This is a genomic window from Streptococcus sp. HMSC061D10 (assembly GCF_001808865.1).
Lineage (GTDB): Bacteria > Bacillota > Bacilli > Lactobacillales > Streptococcaceae > Streptococcus.
Genome location: NZ_KV795020.1, coordinates 318,882 through 335,952, shown reverse-complemented (window position 1 = coordinate 335,952; position 17,071 = coordinate 318,882). Strand labels below are relative to the sequence as shown.

The following is a 17,071-nucleotide window of genomic DNA, read 5'->3' as shown; positions in this document are numbered from 1 at the left end:
GAGGACATGATTTGTCTAAGAAAAGATTGTACGAAATCGCAAAAGAACTTGGAAAAGAAAGTAAAGAAGTTGTAGCGCGTGCAAAAGAGTTGGGCTTGGATGTAAAAAGCCACTCATCAAGTGTGGAGGAAGCAGCTGCTTCAAAAATCGTAGCAAGTTTTAAACCTGCTCCTGCTCCAAAGGTAGAATCGAAACCTGTGGCTCCAAAGCCAGTTGACGCTAAGGAAGAGGCAAAACCAGCAGCAGCTGTTGCCCCTAAAGAAGAAAAAGTGGCACCAGCAAAACCGCAGAGTCGAAACTTTAAGGCTGAGCGTGAAGCACGTGCAAAAGAGCAGGCTGAACGACGCAAGCAAAATAAGGGTAATAACCGTGACCATCAACAAAATGGGAATCGTCAAAAAAATGATAACCGTAATGGTGGTAAACAAGGTCAAGGCAATCGTGACAACCGTCGATTCAATGATCAAGGTAAAAAACAACAAGGTCAGCAAAATCGCGGAAATGATCGCCGCAAGCAAGAGGACAACCGTCCAAATCAAGCAGGCCCACGTGTTGACTTTAAAGCCCGTGCAGCTGCTCTAAAGGCAGAGCAAAATGCAGAATATGCTCGTTCAAGTGAGGAACGCTTCAAGCAAACTCAAGCAGCTAAAGAAGCCTTGGCCCAAGCAAACAAACGCAAGGAACCTGAGGAAATCTTTGAAGAAGCTGCTAAGTTAGCTGAACAAGCGCAGCCAGTTCAACCAGTGGTTGAAGTTGCTCCTGCAGCTAAAGAACCTGTAGTGGATACACGTCGTAAGAAACAAGCCCGACCAGACAAAGATCGTGATGATTACGATCACGAAGAAGATGGTCCTAGAAAACAACAAAAGAATCGAAGTAGTCAAAATCAAGTGAGAAATCAAAGAAATAGTAACTGGAACAATAACAAAAAGAATAAAAAAGGCAATAACAAAAATAACCGTAATCAGGCACCAAAACCTGTTACAGAGCGTAAGTTCCATGAATTGCCAACAGAATTTGAATATACAGATGGTATGACCGTTGCGGAAATCGCAAAACGTATCAAACGCGAACCAGCTGAGATTGTTAAGAAACTCTTCATGATGGGTGTGATGGCGACACAAAACCAGTCCTTGGACGGTGAAACAATCGAACTCCTCATGGTAGATTACGGTATTGATGCGAAACAAAAGGTTGAAGTTGACAATGCTGATATCGAACGTTTCTTCGCTGAAGATGGTTATCTCAATGAAGATGAACTTGTAGAGCGTCCACCAGTTGTTACTATCATGGGACACGTTGACCATGGTAAAACAACCCTCTTGGATACCCTTCGTAATTCTCGTGTTGCAACAGGAGAAGCAGGTGGTATCACTCAGCATATCGGTGCCTACCAAATCGTGGAAAATGGCAAGAAGATTACCTTCCTTGATACACCAGGACACGCGGCCTTTACTTCTATGCGTGCGCGTGGTGCTTCTGTTACCGATATTACTATCTTGGTCGTAGCGGCAGATGATGGGGTTATGCCTCAGACAATCGAAGCCATCAACCACTCAAAAGCTGCTAATGTTCCAATCATCGTAGCCATCAACAAAATCGATAAACCAGGTGCCAACCCAGAACGTGTGATCGGTGAATTGGCTGAACACGGTGTTATGTCAACTGCCTGGGGTGGAGATTCTGAGTTTGTAGAAATCTCAGCTAAATTCAACCAAAATATCGATGAACTCTTGGAAACTGTTCTACTTGTGGCTGAAATCCAAGAACTCAAAGCAGATCCAACAGTTCGTGCCATTGGTACTGTTATTGAAGCTCGTTTGGATAAAGGAAAAGGTGCAGTTGCGACCCTCCTTGTCCAACAAGGTACTTTGAACGTTCAAGATCCAATCGTTGTCGGAAATACTTTCGGACGTGTCCGTGCTATGACCAACGATCTCGGACGTCGTGTGAAGGTCGCAGGCCCATCAACACCAGTATCGATCACTGGTTTGAACGAAGCGCCAATGGCGGGTGACCACTTTGCTGTTTACGAAGATGAAAAATCTGCGCGTGCAGCTGGTGAAGAACGTGCCAAACGTGCTCTTATGAAGCAACGTCAAGCTACTCAACGAGTTAGCCTTGAAAACCTCTTTGATACCCTTAAAGCAGGAGAACTCAAGTCAGTTAACGTCATCATCAAAGCCGACGTACAAGGTTCTGTTGAAGCTCTCTCTGCATCACTTCAAAAGATTGATGTGGAAGGCGTTAAAGTGACCATTGTTCACTCAGCAGTTGGTGCTATCAATGAATCTGACGTGACTCTTGCCGAAGCTTCAAATGCCTTTATCGTTGGTTTCAACGTGCGTCCTACACCACAAGCTCGTCAACAAGCAGAAGCTGACGATGTAGAAATCCGTCTCCACAGCATCATCTACAAGGTGATTGAAGAGATGGAAGAAGCCATGAAAGGGATGCTTGACCCAGAATTTAAAGAAAAAATTATTGGTGAAGCGATCATCCGCGAAACCTTCAAGGTATCTAAAGTGGGAACAATCGGAGGATTCATGGTTACCAGCGGTAAAGTTACCCGTGACTCTAAAGTTCGTGTCATCCGTGATGGTGTTGTTATTTACGATGGTGCTCTAGCTAGCTTGAAACACTATAAAGATGACGTTAAAGAAGTTACAAACGGCCGTGAAGGTGGTCTCATGATTGACGGCTACAATGATATCCAGATGGATGATGTGATTGAAGCCTACATCATGGAAGAAATCAAGAGATAATTTTTTGCTCATTTCTTAAGTGGCGAAGGACGCAAGCAAACCCATGGTTTCATTGCTTATTTTTGAGCCAAACGTCTCAAAAATCCCCAGTGCTTGAACTGAATTATCAGTCCAATCACTTTCACCACGGCGAAAGAAGTGAGTAGTTTCAAATTGAAATTCATTTCAATTTGAAATGGTTATCAATAACTCAAGAAAAGCTAGGTCTGCTGGCCTAGCTTTTGGTTCAATTGAGAGAAAGGAAGAAATATGGCAAATCATTTCCGTACGGATCGTGTGGGCATGGAGATCAAGCGCGAAGTCAATGAGATTTTGCAAAAGAAAGTCCGTGATCCACGTGTCCAAGGTGTGACTATCACTGATGTTCAGATGCTAGGTGACTTGTCTGTTGCTAAGGTCTACTACACTATTTTGAGTAACCTGGCTTCAGATAATCAAAAAGCTCAAGTCGGACTTGAAAAAGCAACTGGTACTATCAAACGTGAACTTGGTCGCAATTTGAAATTGTACAAAATTCCAGACTTAACTTTCGTCAAAGACGAATCCATCGAATATGGAAACAAGATTGACGAAATGCTACGCAATCTGGATAAACATTAAGCAGAAAGAGGGGCACCCCTCTTTTTTGTGTGGAAAATCGGTGGAATTTAAAATGGAAAAATATTCTTTTAAAAATGGGATTCTGTATTTATAAAATATTTGCTAATCAGAAAATGCTTTTTTTTTTTAGGAAATATGATATGATAATTTCATAAATAAAAGGAGTTTCTATTAATGAATAATGTAAAAAAAGTTTGTCGTTTAGCTTTACTATGTCTGTCCGTTTCTACTCTAGTTGCTTGTAGTTCTCTGTCTGAAAAAACAAGTAATTCATCTAGTGATAGTAAAACGGAAAGTTCTGGGAAAAAAGGATTTTTAGATAAAGCAAAAGATAAATTAGGTTCGAGTGACTTTAATCCACAAGATGTCAGTGATGAGACAATTGAATCTATCAAAACTTATGAAGATTATTTGACTATGTGTGAGAAAATTGTCAATAATTACTATACCGAAGCTGATGAAGCCTTTAAGGGAACTGCTTTAGAAGATAGTGCTTCTATCCAAGAATTAAAAGATGCTACTAAAAAAGAAATGGAAGAACAGAAAAAACAATATGGTCCATTGAAGAAAGCACCTATTCAAGGAAAAGAGGAAATAATTCAGTTTTTAAAGGAATATCGTGATTCTCTACACGATCAAGTCGAACAGTTGAAAGCTAGTCTTTAATAAGAAGAATGGAGTTCGGGATGGACTATCAATTGTTACCTCATGAATACATGGTTATGAATAGTGAACATGTTAGTTTTGGGAAAAATAGTATGTATACTGATGAGCTCATTTTAACAAATTTACACTTGATACATATCAAAAAAGGTATTTTTGGAGGAAAAAAAGATCAAACTACTATACCAATTAACCAAATTAAGGTTTTTGAGGGGAAACCACAAGTTTCAGTTACGAAATCCAATGGTATGAAACGATTAGAAATCTATTATAATGGTGGACAAGTTATCTTCTCATTCTCTAATACTAAGGATACTGAAAAGTGGGCAACGAATATTATTAAATTAATCTCTGGTGATACAAGCAACTTTGCAACCTTGGGTGATAATAGCTTATTTGGTGTAGAAATTTTAGCAGAGACTCTAAAAGATACGTTTGACACCTTCAAAGCAGGGCTTGGTATTAAGGATGCAGAACCAGAGAAATTATCTACTAAATGCAGTTTTTGTGGAGCTCCTCTGTCTGGAACCGTAAAACAAACTGTCAAATGTAGTTTTTGTGATATGGAACAGACCTTGTAGGAGATGAAATATGGGAATAATTAAAGCATTTACAGATTCAATTAGTGGTACTTTTGCAGATCAATGGAAGGAAATTATTACAGTTCAGGCTTTTGATGAACATACAGCTGTAAGTCCGGGTGTTCTTCAAGTCAGTAATAATGGTAGAGGAGTTAATAGTCAGGGGTCTATAGGTGTCATTTCAAATGGGTCTAAGATATTTATTCCTGAAAATACTGCTGCTTTTATTTTTAGTCAGTCTGGAATAGAAGAAATTATCACTGAACCAGGTGGATATGAATATCAAAATGGGGAGAGTAGTGTTTTTAATGGTGATGGGCTAAAAAAATCACTGTTTGATAATGTTGTTAATCGTGTTGGATTTGGCGGACAAAGTGATCAGCAAAAACAGATTTGTTTTGTCAATTTGAGAGAAATTCGCGATATTAGGTTTGGTACTCGTGGTCCGGTTATGTATAACGACTTGTTTTATGGTACAGACTTAGAAGTACGTGCTTTTGGAACTTTTTCTATTCAAATTACAGACGCTATCAAGTTTGTAAAAAATTTCCTTCCTGCAAATGTAACCTACTATAGCTTTGATAGTGCTCAAGCAAGGGCTCAGATAGTCACGGAATTTCTTCAATCCTTTACCGTTGCCCTTAATTCGTTATCAACAACTTATCGTATCTCACAACTACCATCACAAGCATCAGTACTTGCAAAACAAGTATCGAATGATGAACAGTATGCTGGTACTTGGAAAGATCGTTTTGGATTTGAAATTATAAAAGTTGCGATTGCTAATATAGAATTCTCACCAGAATCTAAGGAATTAGTTAAGAACTTTTCATCAAATAAGATGAATTTAAAGGCCTTTGATGATGTATCGCAGAAAGCTTCTAATATTGCTGCACAACAAAAAGTCGCATCAGGGATCGAACAACATGGGCTAGGAGATGGTGCGGGTATGATTTTCGGTATGAATATGGCACAACAGTTAGATGAAAAAGCAACTAAACCAAGTTTGTCATTTGATGAGCAAATCGAAGCTCTTACTAAACTCAAATCACTTTTAGATGCAGGTATATTATCTCAAGAAGAGTTTGATCGAAAGAAAAAAGAAATTATGGACTTATAAGATTGACGAGATGCTACGCAATCTGGATAAACATTAAGCAGAAAGAGGGACAACCCTCTTTTTTGTGGCTATAAGTCGGTCATTGTCTAGTCAGATTATATAAATAGAAATTCAGAAAATAAAATAAATCTTGAAAATATCATTTATTCCATAAATATGATAAGATAAAGCTTGATATGAATGAAAAATGGAGATAGAGATGGCTAAAGAAGATGTGGCGATGCAAGTGTTGCAACAGGTAGTAAAACTTCCTGTCGTCAAAGTGAACCGGTCAAAATTTTTAATGGACAAATTCTCTAAGGAAGTGGCTTCAAAGGATATTCCTAGATTATTGGATGAAGGGCCGACAGCTTTATTACCTCAGAAAACCTTAGATCGAGTGGCCAATGCCTGTATTAGAGATAATGTATTGCTAGCAAGTGGGACATCTGTTTTGGCTGGATTACCTGGAGGTATTGCCATGGCAGTTACCATTCCGACAGATGTAGCCCAGTTTTACGCATTTTCACTGAAACTAGCTCAGGAGCTAGGTTATATTTACGGCTATGATGATCTCTGGGCTTCGCGAAATGAATTGAGTGAAGAAGCTAAAAATACCCTCTTGCTCTATCTGGGAGTGATGTTGGGAGTAAATGGTGCGGGCGCTCTCCTTCGTTCTGGTGGTGTTACAGTTGCTAAGCAAGTGATGAAAATCGTAAACAAAAAGGCTTTGACAAAGACTCTTTGGTATCCAATTTTGGAAAAAGTTCTGAAAATCTTTGGAGTGAATCTGACCAAGGGAGGATTGGCTAAGGGGATGGGGAAAGTTATTCCTATTTTAGGTGGAGTCCTATCAGGAGGCTTAACTTTTGCGACCATGAAACCTATGGGAGAAAGATTGCAAAAAGAATTGTCCAAATTGATTAACTACGATGAAGCACAATATCAAAGAGATGTTGCCACTATCCAAAAAGAGGTTGAAATCATCGAAGGAGAATGACATGGGGATCATAACAATACTGGCCAAAACCTACGGTAATTATCTTCTTACAAGGCAAGCTTTAAAAGTTGCAGAAACCATAAAAAAAGATGAAAACACAGTAGTAAGTTTAGGAAAATTACTTCTCGTAGATAAGCTTATGGATACAGCTACTTGGTTGATGAAGCCGGAGGATAAAGAATGAAATCTTTTTGGAGGTTCTTTACTCTTCTTTTTATAACACCAATTGTTGGTCTGATAAAAATACTCTGGTTCCTAATCTCTTTCGCCTTCCAATTACTGTTCTATAAGATTCTTTTCAAGATCATAGATTGTTTTTTCAAACTTCTCTGATGATCATGGTAAGGATAAGACTTTGAGGTTTTACTAGGAAAAGTCTATATAATTAGAAATAATGAAATTATACGAAATAAACTAGCAAGTCTTCTACTGCTAGTTTTTTAATCTTTGCCCTTGTGGTATAATAAAAAAGAAAAAACTGTTAGAGAATATGATGGAGGTTATGATGGACAATATCATTGATGTATCTATTCCTGTTGCGGAAGTTGTGGACAAGCATCCAGAAGTTTTAGATATCCTAGTAGAACTCGGTTTTAAACCTCTTGCAAATCCATTGATGCGAAATACAGTCGGACGAAAAGTATCGCTCAAACAGGGGTCTAAACTGGAGGGAACCCCTATGGATAAGATTGTGCGCACACTTGAAGCAAATGGTTACGAAGTGATTGGAATAGACTAATGGCAGATGAACGTATTCATATCCTACGGGATATTTTATTAGAATTGCATAATGGAGCCTCCCCTGAATCCGTTCAGGAGCGCTTTGATGCAACCTTTACAGGTGTATCTGCTATCGAGATTTCCCTTATGGAGCACGAGTTGATGAACTCTGACTCAGGCGTAACCTTTGAAGATGTCATGGAGCTCTGTGATGTCCATGCCAATCTTTTTAAAAATGCTGTTAAGGGCGTCGAAGTTGAAGATACCGAGCATCCAGGTCATCCTGTCCGTGTTTTTAAAGATGAAAATCTAGCCCTTCGTGCTGCCTTGATTCGTGTTCGTAGATTATTAGATACATATGAGTCTATGGAAGACGAGGAAATGCTTGCGGAGATGCGTAAGGGTTTGGTTCGGCAGATGGGACTTGTAGGTCAATTTGACCGTCACTACCAGCGGAAGGAAGAGCTCTTCTTTCCTATTATGGAGCGTTACGGACATGATTCGCCACCAAAAGTTATGTGGGGAGTGGATGACCAGATCAGGGAACTCTTTCAAACAGCTTTAGCGTCAACTAAGTCGCTCCCAGAAGTGCCAATTTCCGCCGTAAAGGAAGCTTTTGAGGCTTTTGCGACAGAATTTGAGAGTATGATTTTCAAGGAAGAATCTATCCTCCTCATGATTCTGCTCGAATCCTTTACCCAGGATGACTGGATTCAGATTGCCGAGGAAAGTGATGCTTATGGCTATGCTATCATCCGACCTTCTGAAAAATGGGTGCCAGACCGTCAGAATTTTGTTGAGGAAAAAAGAGAAGAGGAATTCGTTCAGCCAGAAACTGTAGATGGCCAAGTCCAACAAGTGATTGATACGCCAGAAGGTCAGTTTACCATCACCTTCACACCTAAGGAAAAGGAAACAGTGCTGGACCGCCATAGCCAACAGGCTTTTGGAAATGGCTATCTCTCAGTTGAGCAGGCTAATCTTATTCTCAACCATCTGCCAATGGAAATTACCTTTGTTAATAAGGATGATATTTTCCAGTATTACAATGACAATACGCCAGCAGATGAGATGATTTTCAAGCGGACACCGTCTCAAGTCGGGCGCAATGTTGAGCTATGTCATCCGCCCAAGTATCTTGATAAGGTAAAGACCATTATGAAAGGTCTTCGTGACGGGGTCAAGGACAAGTATGAGATGTGGTTCAAGTCCGAGTCACGAGGTAAGTTTGTCCATATCACATACGCTGCGGTACACGATGAAAGTGGAGAATTTCAAGGAGTCTTGGAGTATGTTCAGGATATCCAGCCCTACCGTGAGATTGATACAGACTATTTCCGTGGATTAGAATAAGGAGAAAAAATGAGTTACGAACAAGAATTTATGAAAGAATTTGAAGCTTGGGTTAATACCCAAATCATGATTAATGATATGGCGCATAAGGAAAGCCAAAAAGTCTATGAAGAAGACCAAGATGAGCGTGCTAAAGATGCTATGATTCGCTATGAAAGCCGCTTGGATGCCTACCAGTTCTTGCTAGGCAAATTTGAAAATTTCAAGGTAGGCAAGGGGTTCCATGAATTGCCGGAAGGTTTATTTGGTGAGAGACATTATTAAGAGCTATAAAAAAAGTGTGGTCTATAAACCGCACTTTTTACATAAATGAATAGATTCCAAGAGTGATAATCGTCAGTAAGAACCATTTGATCCAATTTCCAAATAACTGGGCACCAGTTCCATCAAAGTATAAACGTTGACCATCGATGACAGTATGTCTGACTTTCCAATCTTGCATAAAACAAACGGCCCAAGGTGTGGCAATTCCTAGAGTTAAGGTGATGATGAAAAAAGCGACAATCGAGTGCCCGATAAAGCTGAGTAATCCACCGTCAAAATAACTTTATTTGTTCATATAGAGTCTCCTTAGAATTTTATGGATAAGTAAATCGTTATTTTGTGGTATTGTTGCATAGGAGGAGATAGGAGTCAATATTTCTTGAAATGAGGCACTATAGTTCAAACGAAAGTAGCATTCACGATTTGTCCTACTTATCTTTTTGTGTTACAATGTTAGCATGAAAACGAAAAATATTATTAAAACAGGTTTAGTCGTGGTAGGGCTTGGAGCTCTTGCCTTTGGTGCTAAGAAAGTCGCTGATGATCACAAACTCATGAAGAACCAGGAAGAGTTGACAGCTATTGTGCGAGACTACTTTTCAGAAATGGGTGAGATTGGAACTCTCTATGTCCAAGTGTACGAAAGTAGCTTAGAACGTCTTGTTGGTGGTGTTATTTTTGAAGATGGTCGTCACTATACCTTTGTCTACGAAGATGAAGATCTCATCTACGAGGAGGAAGTCTTATGATTTCTCCTAAGAGTATAGAAGAATTAGCAAATCTAGTAGAACAGGATGGCAAGAAGGTCCTCCTTTTTGTTGCGGATTGGTGTGGCGATTGTCGCTATATCTATCCAGCTCTGCCAGAGATTGAAGAGACCAATCCAGAGTTTACCTTTATACGAGTAGACCGAGATGAGTACATGGAACTTGCAAAACTATGGGATGTATACGGGATTCCAAGTCTAATTGTCTTAGATAAGGACAAGGAGATTGGACGCTTTGTTAATCGTGACCGTAAAACCAAGGCACAAATAAACGACTTTTTAGCAGAATTAAAATAGGAGAAAAGAAAGAATGATTTTTACATATAACAAAGAACATGTCGGTGATGTCCTTATGGTCATCGTGAAAAACAGTGGCGATGCCAAACTAGATGTTGAGCGTAAAGGCAATGTGGCACGTGTTTTCCTAAAGGAAACTGGTGAAACTGTTGCTTGGAACATTTTTGAAGTTTCTAGCTTATTCGAAATTGAGGAACGTGGCCAAATATTTTTGACAGACGAGCAAGTAGCACGTTTGAATCAAGAATTGCAGGCTCAAGGATTTGCTGAGGAAATCATCAATGACAAGGAACCCAAATTTGTCGTTGGTGAAATTGTAGAAATGGTTGCGCATCCAGATAGTGACCACCTCAATATCTGCCAAGTGGCAGTTGCGAGTGATAAGACAGTGCAAATTGTTGCAGGAGCTCCTAATGCGCGTGTCGGTTTAAAAACCATTGTTGCTCTTCCAGGAGCTATGATGCCAAAAGGGAATCTCATTTTCCCAGGGGAACTTCGTGGTGAAAAGAGTTTTGGGATGATGTGCAGTCCTCGTGAACTTGCCTTACCAAATGCTCCACAAAAACGTGGGATCATTGAATTGTCAGAAGACCAAGTTGTCGGAACACCATTTGACCCATCAAAACACTGGACAGCTTAAATTTGTTAAGTTAGATAGGAGAAAGTAAGATGGCAAAAAATGTTGTGATAACAGGTGCAACATCAGGTATTGGTGAAGCTATTGCGCGTGCCTATCTAGAAAAAGGTGAAAATATCGTTCTTACAGGGCGTCGAACAGAAAGACTTGAAGCTCTCAAAACTGAGTTCGCAGAAGCCTTTCCAAATCAAAAAGTTTGGATCTTTCCCCTTGATGTGACCGATATGACAATGGTTAAAACTGTTTGTTCAGAAATTCTTGAAGCAGTAGGTTCGATTGATATTTTAGTTAATAATGCTGGGCTGGCTTTAGGCTTAGCTCCCTATCAGGACTATGAAGAGTTGGATATGCTGACCATGCTGGATACCAATGTCAAGGGCCTGATGGCTGTTACTCGTTGTCTCTTGCCTTCTATGGTGACTGCAAATCAAGGCCATATCATTAATATGGGTTCAACCGCAGGTATTTACGCCTACGCTGGTGCAGCAGTCTATTCAGCAACCAAGGCTGCAGTCAAGACCTTTTCGAATGGACTACGGATTGATACCATTGCGACTGATATCAAGGTGACAACCATTCAGCCTGGTATTGTAGAGACTGACTTTTCTAAGGTCCGTTTCCATGGAGATGAGGAACGGGCGTCGACGGTCTATCAGGGACTCGAAGCCTTGCAGGCACAAGATATCGCAGATGCTGTGGTTTATGTGACCAGCCAACCTCGTCGTGTGCAAATCACAGATATGACCATCATGGCCAATCAACAAGCAACTGGATTTATGATTCATAGAGACTAACATTATTTTAAAAAAGTTAAAAATTTTGTAACTTTTTTCTTTTTCCTTCGAATAGATAAGTAGGAGGATGAAAAAATGTATAATAAAGTTATTATGATCGGACGTTTGACGTCTACACCAGAGTTGCACAAAACCAACAATGATAAGTCTGTTGCACGAGCAACTATCGCAGTGAATCGCCGTTATAAAGATCAAAATGGGGAACGTGAAGCTGACTTCATTAATATTGTAGTCTGGGGCAAACTTGCTGAAACCTTGGCTAGTTATGGAAGCAAGGGTAGTCTCATTTCTGTGGATGGGGAACTTCGTACCCGTAAGTTTGAGAAGAATGGCCAGACCAACTATGTAACAGAAGTTCTCTGTACAGGTTTCCAACTCTTAGAAAGCCGTGCCCAACGTGCTATGCGTGAAAATAATGCAGGACAAGACTTAGCAGATTTGGTCTTGGAAGAAGAGGAACTTCCATTTTAATATCAATCAAATAGAAGAGCTGGTTCGCCTATAGACCAGCTTTTTCTATTATTTTTGTGCTATTGTTCGGAAATTAATTCTTAAATAGGTCAAATAAATGCACTTGTACAATAAAATCAAGCACTTTTTTTGAAAAAGTAGTAGAATAAAGTAATATATATTCAAAATTTTCAGAAAAGGAATGAAATTTGACGAAAAATAAAGAGAAAATAGAATTGTTGAAATGGCTGATAAAGCGTCTATTACTGCTGATTCCAGTGGTCTGTGTTCTCTTATGGGTTTTCGGCCGTTGTCAAACAAGTGGCATCAAGGATCAGACTAAAATTGGTGTCACCTATATGACCATGAACAATGGGTTCTATAAAAGTATTCATTCGGAAATTAGTCGAATTGCCGATGAAAGAGGAGCTCTTGTTTATGTCCGAGATCCAGAATTGGACGAAGAAAGACAGAGCCAACAGATTGATGATTTTTGTGCTCAAAAAGTTGATATGATAGTGATCAATCCGGTCAAGGGGGATAGCCAGTCAATTTTAACTGCTCTTGAAAAAGCTAGAAAACAAGGAATTAAAATCATTGCGGTCGATACCCAACTGAAGAATTTTAAGCCAGATGCAAGTATTGTATCCGATAACTACCAAGCGGGAGTATTGATTGCTAAAGAGTTGATGAAACGTTCTTCTAGTGCTCGGGTCCTCCTTTTGGAACATAAGGGGACTGTTTCAGCAGATACGCGGATTCAGGGCTTTAAAGACACTATTGAGGGGCACAGTTCTTATCAGATTGTATCGGAACTGGAAACCAAGGGGCAAACGGAAATCGCCATGCCGGCTGTCCAGAATTTTTTACAATCAGGGGTTGAAATTGATACCTTGGTTGCCTTAAATGATCGCTCAGCTATAGGAGCTCTGGCTGCAATTAAGGAGCAAGGAATAACTTACCCCGTTGCGATTTATGGAATCGATGGTTCACCAGATATGAAATCTTTGTTGCACTCGACGGATGATGTTGTGGGGACCGTTGCTCAGTCCCCTTTGAAGATGGGAGACCGCGTGATGGAGGTTATTCAAGATATTGTTGAAGGGAAGAGCTATACCAAAGAGGTGAGCATTCCAGTTGAAATGATGACAAAGGAAAACATTGATCAGTTTGATGTGAATGGGTGGCAGTAATGAGAAAGTTTAGAGGTGTTCGATACAGTTTGGCCATTCTTATGGTCGTCAATTTTATCGCTGTTATGCTAAACAGTATCATCTATCTTCAAGCAACCAACTATATCATAGCTCAACGCCAAGCCTCTCTATTATTAGAGCGTCTAGAGCGTATTCCCTTTGCTCCATCTACGACTTTTTGGTTGTCTGCAGTTTTGTTTGCTGGGATTGCTTTGATATCGATGAGTCGATATCTGCCTCAAACGAGTCGATGGTCTATTTTTGATAAGAGGAATATTCTGGAGATTCTCCTGATGCTGCTTCTGATGTGGGTTCAAAATGTAGCTTATAACGGGCTCATTCTCTTGGTTTTTGCGGATATCTTCTATGGTTCCAAAGAGTTGAGTACCAAGAGAGATCGGAAGTATTGGTTTGCCTTTATCCTAGTGAGCTTCTTGATGCTCCTTGTGACAAATTCAGATGTCTTTTCTCTTTTCTTCCCGATTCCGTCCTTAGATGTCTATATTCATTTTTATCCTGAATCTATCCGCATTCTGGCCTTTTTCTTAAAGAATTCCCTTTATGCCTCAAATATGGTACTCTTCATTATTTCACTTTTGTTTTATATTATGAACGTCCTTGCGGAAAATCACGAAGTAGAGGAAGAATTGGCTATGGTGTCCAAGGTTAATACGGAGTTGAACAATTATATGGCCTTGTCTGAGAAGATTGCAGAGGATCGGGAGCGTAAGCGGATTGCTCGTGAGATTCATGATACTTTGGGGCACGCACTAACAGGCATCTCAGCAGGTTTAGATGCTGTTGGGGTCTTGATTGATATCGATCCAAATCGGGCAAAAGAGCAGGTGAAAAACGTATCAGAAGTGGTTCGTGAAGGAATCCAAGATGTGAGAGGTTCTCTTAATCGTCTTCGTCCGGGAGCCCTTGAGGGACGAACTCTCAAAGATGCTTTAGAAAAGACCATCCGCGAGTATCAAATTCTTTCCAACCTACAAGTTGATCTAAACTATGAATGGGTAGATGTCGATATGGATGTCATGATTGAAGATACGATCTTTCGTGTCATACAAGAGTCTATGACCAATGCGGTTCGCCACGGTCACGCCAGCCAACTAAGACTCCATTTTTTTGAGGATAAAGAGAATTATTTGATCGCTTTGCAAGATAATGGAGTTGGGTTTGAAACCTTAACTTATGGTTATGGACTCAAACAGATGATGGAGCGTATTTCAATTCTAGGAGGCCAGCTTCAATTTGAAAGTAGCGATGGATTTTTTACACGTGTCAGTTTACCAAAATATCAAGAGGGGAGATAAGATATGGTGATAAAAGTAATGGTGGCAGATGACCAAGCCTTAATTCGAGAATCTTTGAAAATTATTTTGTCGGCTCACTCCGACATCGAAGTGGTAGCTACAGTGGAAGATGGGAATCATGTCTTGTCCAGTATTCCACAGACGCATCCTGATCTGATCCTGATGGATATTCGGATGCCAGGCATGGATGGGGTTTTGGCTACAAAAGAAGTAAAAGAACACTATCCGGATATCAAAATTATTATTTTAACAACCTTTGACGATGATGAATTTATCTATAGTGCACTCAAGTATGGTGCTTCAGGATATCTCTTAAAGGGAGCCTCGACAGAAGAGCTCTATGAGGCTATTAAGGTGGTGCATCAGGGTGGAGCTATGATCAACCCAAATATCGCTAGCAAGGTCTTTCAGATATTCTCTCAAATGGCCAAATCGAATTTCTCTATTGCTGTGGATGAGGACAACGTCAAGGATTTGAGTACGACAGAATGGCGAATTATTCAAGAAGTCGGCTATGGCGAGTCAAACAAAGAAATTGCGGCCAAACTTTTCTTATCAGAAGGAACTGTGCGCAATTACTTATCAACGATTTTGGCGAAATTAAATCTAAGAGATCGAACGCAATTAGCAATTTGGTCAGTTCAAACAGGAGTGACTAGACGCGATTTTTCAAAAGGAAATACGGAATGAAATTAAACCGAAAGCATCTTTGTTGGGGAATCGTTCTCCTTTTTGTGCTCTCTGTGAGTACTGGTTTTTATTGGTGGAAACAACAACCGATCGTGCTCCATATAGGCGTTTATGCAGGATCTAGTTGGGATGTACCGACCAGTCAACGCTCCCATGCTTTGGATCTTGCGATTCAAAAATTTGAAAAGTCCCATCCTAATGTCCGTGTGGAATATGAAAATGGGATTCCGCAGTCAGATTATTCAGACTGGCTCTCAGAAAAGATTGTTTCAGGAAAGACGCCGGATGTGTTTATGGTCTCTGAGCAAGATCTGTCCTTATTGGCGGCGCGTGGCGTTCTAGAAAAGTTAAATGGCTATATGAATCAAGAAGACCAAGCTGCTTTTTATCCTGTTGCATTTGAATCAGGTGTCTATCAGGGGCAATCCTATGCCTTACCTTATGAAAGTAATCCTATTTTGATGTGTGTCAATAAAGATTTGCTGGACAAAGAAGGCATTGAGGTTCCCAAGGAAGGTTGGAGCTTGGAAGAGTTCCATACAATTTGTAAAAAACTAACCAAAGATACAAATGGAGATGGTCAATTGGATCAGTTTGGGAGTACAGAATATACCTGGAAAGAAGCTTTGGCAGCAAATGGGGGTAGTCTCTTTCAAGGTGGGATGCTCAAACTTACGGCTCCAGAAGTCAAAGAATCATTGACTTTTTTACAAAAATTGGAAGAGCTGAATAAGAACTATAAGGTGAGTTCCAAAGATTTTGACCAGGGGAAAGTCGCTTTTTATCCCATGACTTTGGCTCAATATAGAACCTATAAACCTTATCCTTACCATGTTTCAAAATATTCAAACTTCACCTGGACCTGTATCCCTATGCCTGCTAAGTCAAAAACTACCAAGGCGACTTTGGTTACGACGACTTCTTTTGCTATGTCTGCTCGGACTCCTCATTCCAAGTTAGCTTGGGAATTGATGCAATTGTTGACAGAAGATCCAGAAATTCAACAACTCCTCTTTGCTCAATCTCAAGGGATTTCCGTTATGCCACAGGTGGTCCAAAGTCAATCTAGTAAAGATCTTCTACAGGTAGATGATTTTGGCACGGATTCCTTGACCAATCAGACCTTGAACCGTATCATGGAACAAGCTGTTGAAAGTAGTCCCAAGAATGTCTCTAAAGAAATGTTGGAAAAGCTAGACTACTTGATTGGCAATGCTTTGCGCGATCAAGATGTCGAGAACCGCTTGCCTCAAATTCAGAGGGAAATTGAAAGTAGTCTTCAGGTAGGAGTTTAAAGAAAAATAAGATGACATTGTGTCAAGTGACAGATGTCATTTTTTTGTTGCTAAATGTCATGTTTATCATGTGACATTTGACAATATAAAAGCGCTTCCAAATATTCTACAATAGAGTCAAATAAAGGAGGCGTAGTAAAATGAAATACCTCATTTTAGTCAGTCATGGTGGATTGGCAGAAGGACTAAAAACATCGCTAGCTATGTTTGCTGGTGACAAGATGAATCAGGTCATCGCAGTTGGACTTAAAGAAGGAAAATCGGTCGATGACTTTGCAGTTGATTTTAGAGAGAGCATCTCAGAATTGACAGCAGATGATTCTGTGCTGGTCTTGGCAGACATTGTAGGTGGTAGTCCATTAACCACGGCAGCCACTGTCCTAGAAGAAGCTGGAAAGCTAGATGGAGCTTTGATCCTTGGTGGGATGAACCTCACCATGGCCTTGACAGCAGTTGTGATGAAGGATGTGTTGGATGGAGACGATTTGTCAGCAACTATCTTATCAGAAGCAAAATCTGCACTACAACCTTTTGAAGTTTCAGCCACTAGTGCTGAAGAAGATGATGACGATATTTAATAGGGAGGTA

General features: G+C 40.1%; 21 protein-coding genes. 20 read left to right on the top strand and 1 reads right to left on the bottom strand.

Translation table 11 applies throughout. The features are described 5' to 3' along the window. Positions 1–11 precede the first annotated feature (11 nt). The 10 genes from infB to HMPREF2728_RS08235 all read left to right on the top strand — a co-directional run bounded on the left by infB (position 12) and on the right by HMPREF2728_RS08235 (position 9,045). Positions 12–2,765 carry a translation initiation factor IF-2 gene (gene infB, locus HMPREF2728_RS08280; RefSeq protein ID WP_075227614.1) on the top strand — a complete coding sequence of 918 codons (2,754 nt, stop codon included), beginning with the start codon at positions 12–14 and terminating at the stop codon, positions 2,763–2,765. Between the two features lie 249 nt (positions 2,766–3,014). Further along, positions 3,015–3,365 carry a 30S ribosome-binding factor RbfA gene (gene rbfA, locus HMPREF2728_RS08275; protein WP_075227613.1) on the top strand — a complete coding sequence of 117 codons (351 nt, stop codon included), beginning with the start codon at positions 3,015–3,017 and terminating at the stop codon, positions 3,363–3,365. A gap of 174 nt (positions 3,366–3,539) precedes the next feature. Beyond that, positions 3,540–4,031 carry a hypothetical protein gene (locus HMPREF2728_RS08270; protein WP_001067001.1) on the top strand — a complete coding sequence of 164 codons (492 nt, stop codon included), beginning with the start codon at positions 3,540–3,542 and terminating at the stop codon, positions 4,029–4,031. Between the two features lie 20 nt (positions 4,032–4,051). Continuing rightward, positions 4,052–4,609: a hypothetical protein gene (locus HMPREF2728_RS10425; RefSeq protein WP_061862683.1), complete on the top strand. Its 558-nt coding sequence runs from the start codon at positions 4,052–4,054 to the stop codon at positions 4,607–4,609. A 10-nt stretch (positions 4,610–4,619) separates the two neighbouring features. Next, positions 4,620–5,729: an SPFH domain-containing protein gene (locus HMPREF2728_RS08260; RefSeq protein ID WP_061862684.1), complete on the top strand. Its 1,110-nt coding sequence runs from the start codon at positions 4,620–4,622 to the stop codon at positions 5,727–5,729. A gap of 199 nt (positions 5,730–5,928) precedes the next feature. Beyond that, a complete protein-coding gene (locus HMPREF2728_RS08255; protein WP_075227612.1) occupies positions 5,929–6,708 on the top strand; it encodes a hypothetical protein in 780 nt (259 codons plus the stop codon). A 1-nt stretch (position 6,709) separates the two neighbouring features. Continuing rightward, the gene (locus HMPREF2728_RS08250) at positions 6,710–6,892 is read left to right on the top strand and encodes a hypothetical protein (RefSeq protein WP_060955308.1); all 183 of its coding nucleotides are present in this window, start codon (positions 6,710–6,712) and stop codon (positions 6,890–6,892) included. Between the two features lie 321 nt (positions 6,893–7,213). Then, positions 7,214–7,447, top strand: a complete 234-nt coding sequence (locus tag HMPREF2728_RS08245) for a DUF1858 domain-containing protein (RefSeq protein ID WP_000368731.1) — start codon at positions 7,214–7,216, stop codon at positions 7,445–7,447. Then, positions 7,447–8,781 carry a DUF438 domain-containing protein gene (locus HMPREF2728_RS08240; protein ID WP_075227611.1) on the top strand — a complete coding sequence of 445 codons (1,335 nt, stop codon included), beginning with the start codon at positions 7,447–7,449 and terminating at the stop codon, positions 8,779–8,781. Before HMPREF2728_RS08245 ends, HMPREF2728_RS08240 begins: the two co-directional genes overlap by 1 nt. A gap of 9 nt (positions 8,782–8,790) precedes the next feature. Further along, on the top strand, positions 8,791–9,045 hold the full coding sequence (locus HMPREF2728_RS08235; RefSeq protein ID WP_075227610.1) for a DUF1912 family protein: 255 nt from the start codon (positions 8,791–8,793) through the stop codon (positions 9,043–9,045). 37 nt (positions 9,046–9,082) lie between these two features. Here HMPREF2728_RS08235 and HMPREF2728_RS08230 read toward each other — a convergent pair whose 3' ends face one another. Further along, entirely contained in the window at positions 9,083–9,298 is a 216-nt protein-coding gene (locus tag HMPREF2728_RS08230; protein ID WP_261674124.1) for a YjgN family protein, read from the bottom strand. Positions 9,299–9,503: 205 nt separating this feature from the next. Here HMPREF2728_RS08230 and HMPREF2728_RS08225 point away from each other — a divergent pair, with 205 nt between their 5' ends. From HMPREF2728_RS08225 to HMPREF2728_RS08180, 10 genes are all read left to right on the top strand, one after another. Beyond that, positions 9,504–9,794 carry a DUF4651 domain-containing protein gene (locus HMPREF2728_RS08225; RefSeq protein ID WP_049527035.1) on the top strand — a complete coding sequence of 97 codons (291 nt, stop codon included), beginning with the start codon at positions 9,504–9,506 and terminating at the stop codon, positions 9,792–9,794. Further along, positions 9,791–10,108 (top strand): thioredoxin family protein, encoded by a 318-nt coding sequence (locus tag HMPREF2728_RS08220; RefSeq protein WP_075227609.1) that lies wholly within the window; start codon positions 9,791–9,793, stop codon positions 10,106–10,108. Before HMPREF2728_RS08225 ends, HMPREF2728_RS08220 begins: the two co-directional genes overlap by 4 nt. A 13-nt stretch (positions 10,109–10,121) precedes the next feature. Beyond that, positions 10,122–10,748, top strand: a complete 627-nt coding sequence (ytpR, locus tag HMPREF2728_RS08215) for a YtpR family tRNA-binding protein (RefSeq protein ID WP_049527037.1) — start codon at positions 10,122–10,124, stop codon at positions 10,746–10,748. 29 nt (positions 10,749–10,777) lie between these two features. Next, positions 10,778–11,539: an SDR family NAD(P)-dependent oxidoreductase gene (locus HMPREF2728_RS08210; protein ID WP_075227608.1), complete on the top strand. Its 762-nt coding sequence runs from the start codon at positions 10,778–10,780 to the stop codon at positions 11,537–11,539. A gap of 75 nt (positions 11,540–11,614) precedes the next feature. After that, positions 11,615–12,010, top strand: a complete 396-nt coding sequence (locus HMPREF2728_RS08205) for a single-stranded DNA-binding protein (RefSeq protein WP_000282453.1) — start codon at positions 11,615–11,617, stop codon at positions 12,008–12,010. Between the two features lie 188 nt (positions 12,011–12,198). Further along, positions 12,199–13,182 (top strand): substrate-binding domain-containing protein, encoded by a 984-nt coding sequence (locus HMPREF2728_RS08200; RefSeq protein ID WP_061862694.1) that lies wholly within the window; start codon positions 12,199–12,201, stop codon positions 13,180–13,182. Further along, positions 13,182–14,498 (top strand): sensor histidine kinase, encoded by a 1,317-nt coding sequence (locus tag HMPREF2728_RS08195; RefSeq protein ID WP_075227607.1) that lies wholly within the window; start codon positions 13,182–13,184, stop codon positions 14,496–14,498. The genes HMPREF2728_RS08200 and HMPREF2728_RS08195 overlap by 1 nt, the downstream gene beginning before the upstream one ends. Positions 14,499–14,504: 6 nt before the next feature. Then, entirely contained in the window at positions 14,505–15,188 is a 684-nt protein-coding gene (locus tag HMPREF2728_RS08190; protein ID WP_006147185.1) for a response regulator transcription factor, read from the top strand. Further along, entirely contained in the window at positions 15,185–16,483 is a 1,299-nt protein-coding gene (locus tag HMPREF2728_RS08185; RefSeq protein WP_075227606.1) for an ABC transporter substrate-binding protein, read from the top strand. Before HMPREF2728_RS08190 ends, HMPREF2728_RS08185 begins: the two co-directional genes overlap by 4 nt. A gap of 140 nt (positions 16,484–16,623) precedes the next feature. Next, the gene (locus HMPREF2728_RS08180) at positions 16,624–17,061 is read left to right on the top strand and encodes a PTS sugar transporter subunit IIA (protein ID WP_049527048.1); all 438 of its coding nucleotides are present in this window, start codon (positions 16,624–16,626) and stop codon (positions 17,059–17,061) included. The last annotated feature ends 10 nt before the right edge of the window (positions 17,062–17,071 follow it).

Coding starts and splice junctions, on each gene's coding strand:
- rbfA (WP_075227613.1), top strand. CDS start 3,015: ATGGCAAATCATTTCCGTACGGATCGTGTGGGCATGGAGATCAAGCGC.
- HMPREF2728_RS08270 (WP_001067001.1), top strand. CDS start 3,540: ATGAATAATGTAAAAAAAGTTTGTCGTTTAGCTTTACTATGTCTGTCC.
- HMPREF2728_RS10425 (WP_061862683.1), top strand. CDS start 4,052: ATGGACTATCAATTGTTACCTCATGAATACATGGTTATGAATAGTGAA.
- HMPREF2728_RS08260 (WP_061862684.1), top strand. CDS start 4,620: ATGGGAATAATTAAAGCATTTACAGATTCAATTAGTGGTACTTTTGCA.
- HMPREF2728_RS08255 (WP_075227612.1), top strand. CDS start 5,929: ATGGCTAAAGAAGATGTGGCGATGCAAGTGTTGCAACAGGTAGTAAAA.
- HMPREF2728_RS08250 (WP_060955308.1), top strand. CDS start 6,710: ATGGGGATCATAACAATACTGGCCAAAACCTACGGTAATTATCTTCTT.
- HMPREF2728_RS08245 (WP_000368731.1), top strand. CDS start 7,214: ATGGACAATATCATTGATGTATCTATTCCTGTTGCGGAAGTTGTGGAC.
- HMPREF2728_RS08240 (WP_075227611.1), top strand. CDS start 7,447: ATGGCAGATGAACGTATTCATATCCTACGGGATATTTTATTAGAATTG.
- HMPREF2728_RS08235 (WP_075227610.1), top strand. CDS start 8,791: ATGAGTTACGAACAAGAATTTATGAAAGAATTTGAAGCTTGGGTTAAT.
- HMPREF2728_RS08225 (WP_049527035.1), top strand. CDS start 9,504: ATGAAAACGAAAAATATTATTAAAACAGGTTTAGTCGTGGTAGGGCTT.
- HMPREF2728_RS08220 (WP_075227609.1), top strand. CDS start 9,791: ATGATTTCTCCTAAGAGTATAGAAGAATTAGCAAATCTAGTAGAACAG.
- ytpR (WP_049527037.1), top strand. CDS start 10,122: ATGATTTTTACATATAACAAAGAACATGTCGGTGATGTCCTTATGGTC.
- HMPREF2728_RS08210 (WP_075227608.1), top strand. CDS start 10,778: ATGGCAAAAAATGTTGTGATAACAGGTGCAACATCAGGTATTGGTGAA.
- HMPREF2728_RS08205 (WP_000282453.1), top strand. CDS start 11,615: ATGTATAATAAAGTTATTATGATCGGACGTTTGACGTCTACACCAGAG.
- HMPREF2728_RS08195 (WP_075227607.1), top strand. CDS start 13,182: ATGAGAAAGTTTAGAGGTGTTCGATACAGTTTGGCCATTCTTATGGTC.
- HMPREF2728_RS08185 (WP_075227606.1), top strand. CDS start 15,185: ATGAAATTAAACCGAAAGCATCTTTGTTGGGGAATCGTTCTCCTTTTT.
- HMPREF2728_RS08180 (WP_049527048.1), top strand. CDS start 16,624: ATGAAATACCTCATTTTAGTCAGTCATGGTGGATTGGCAGAAGGACTA.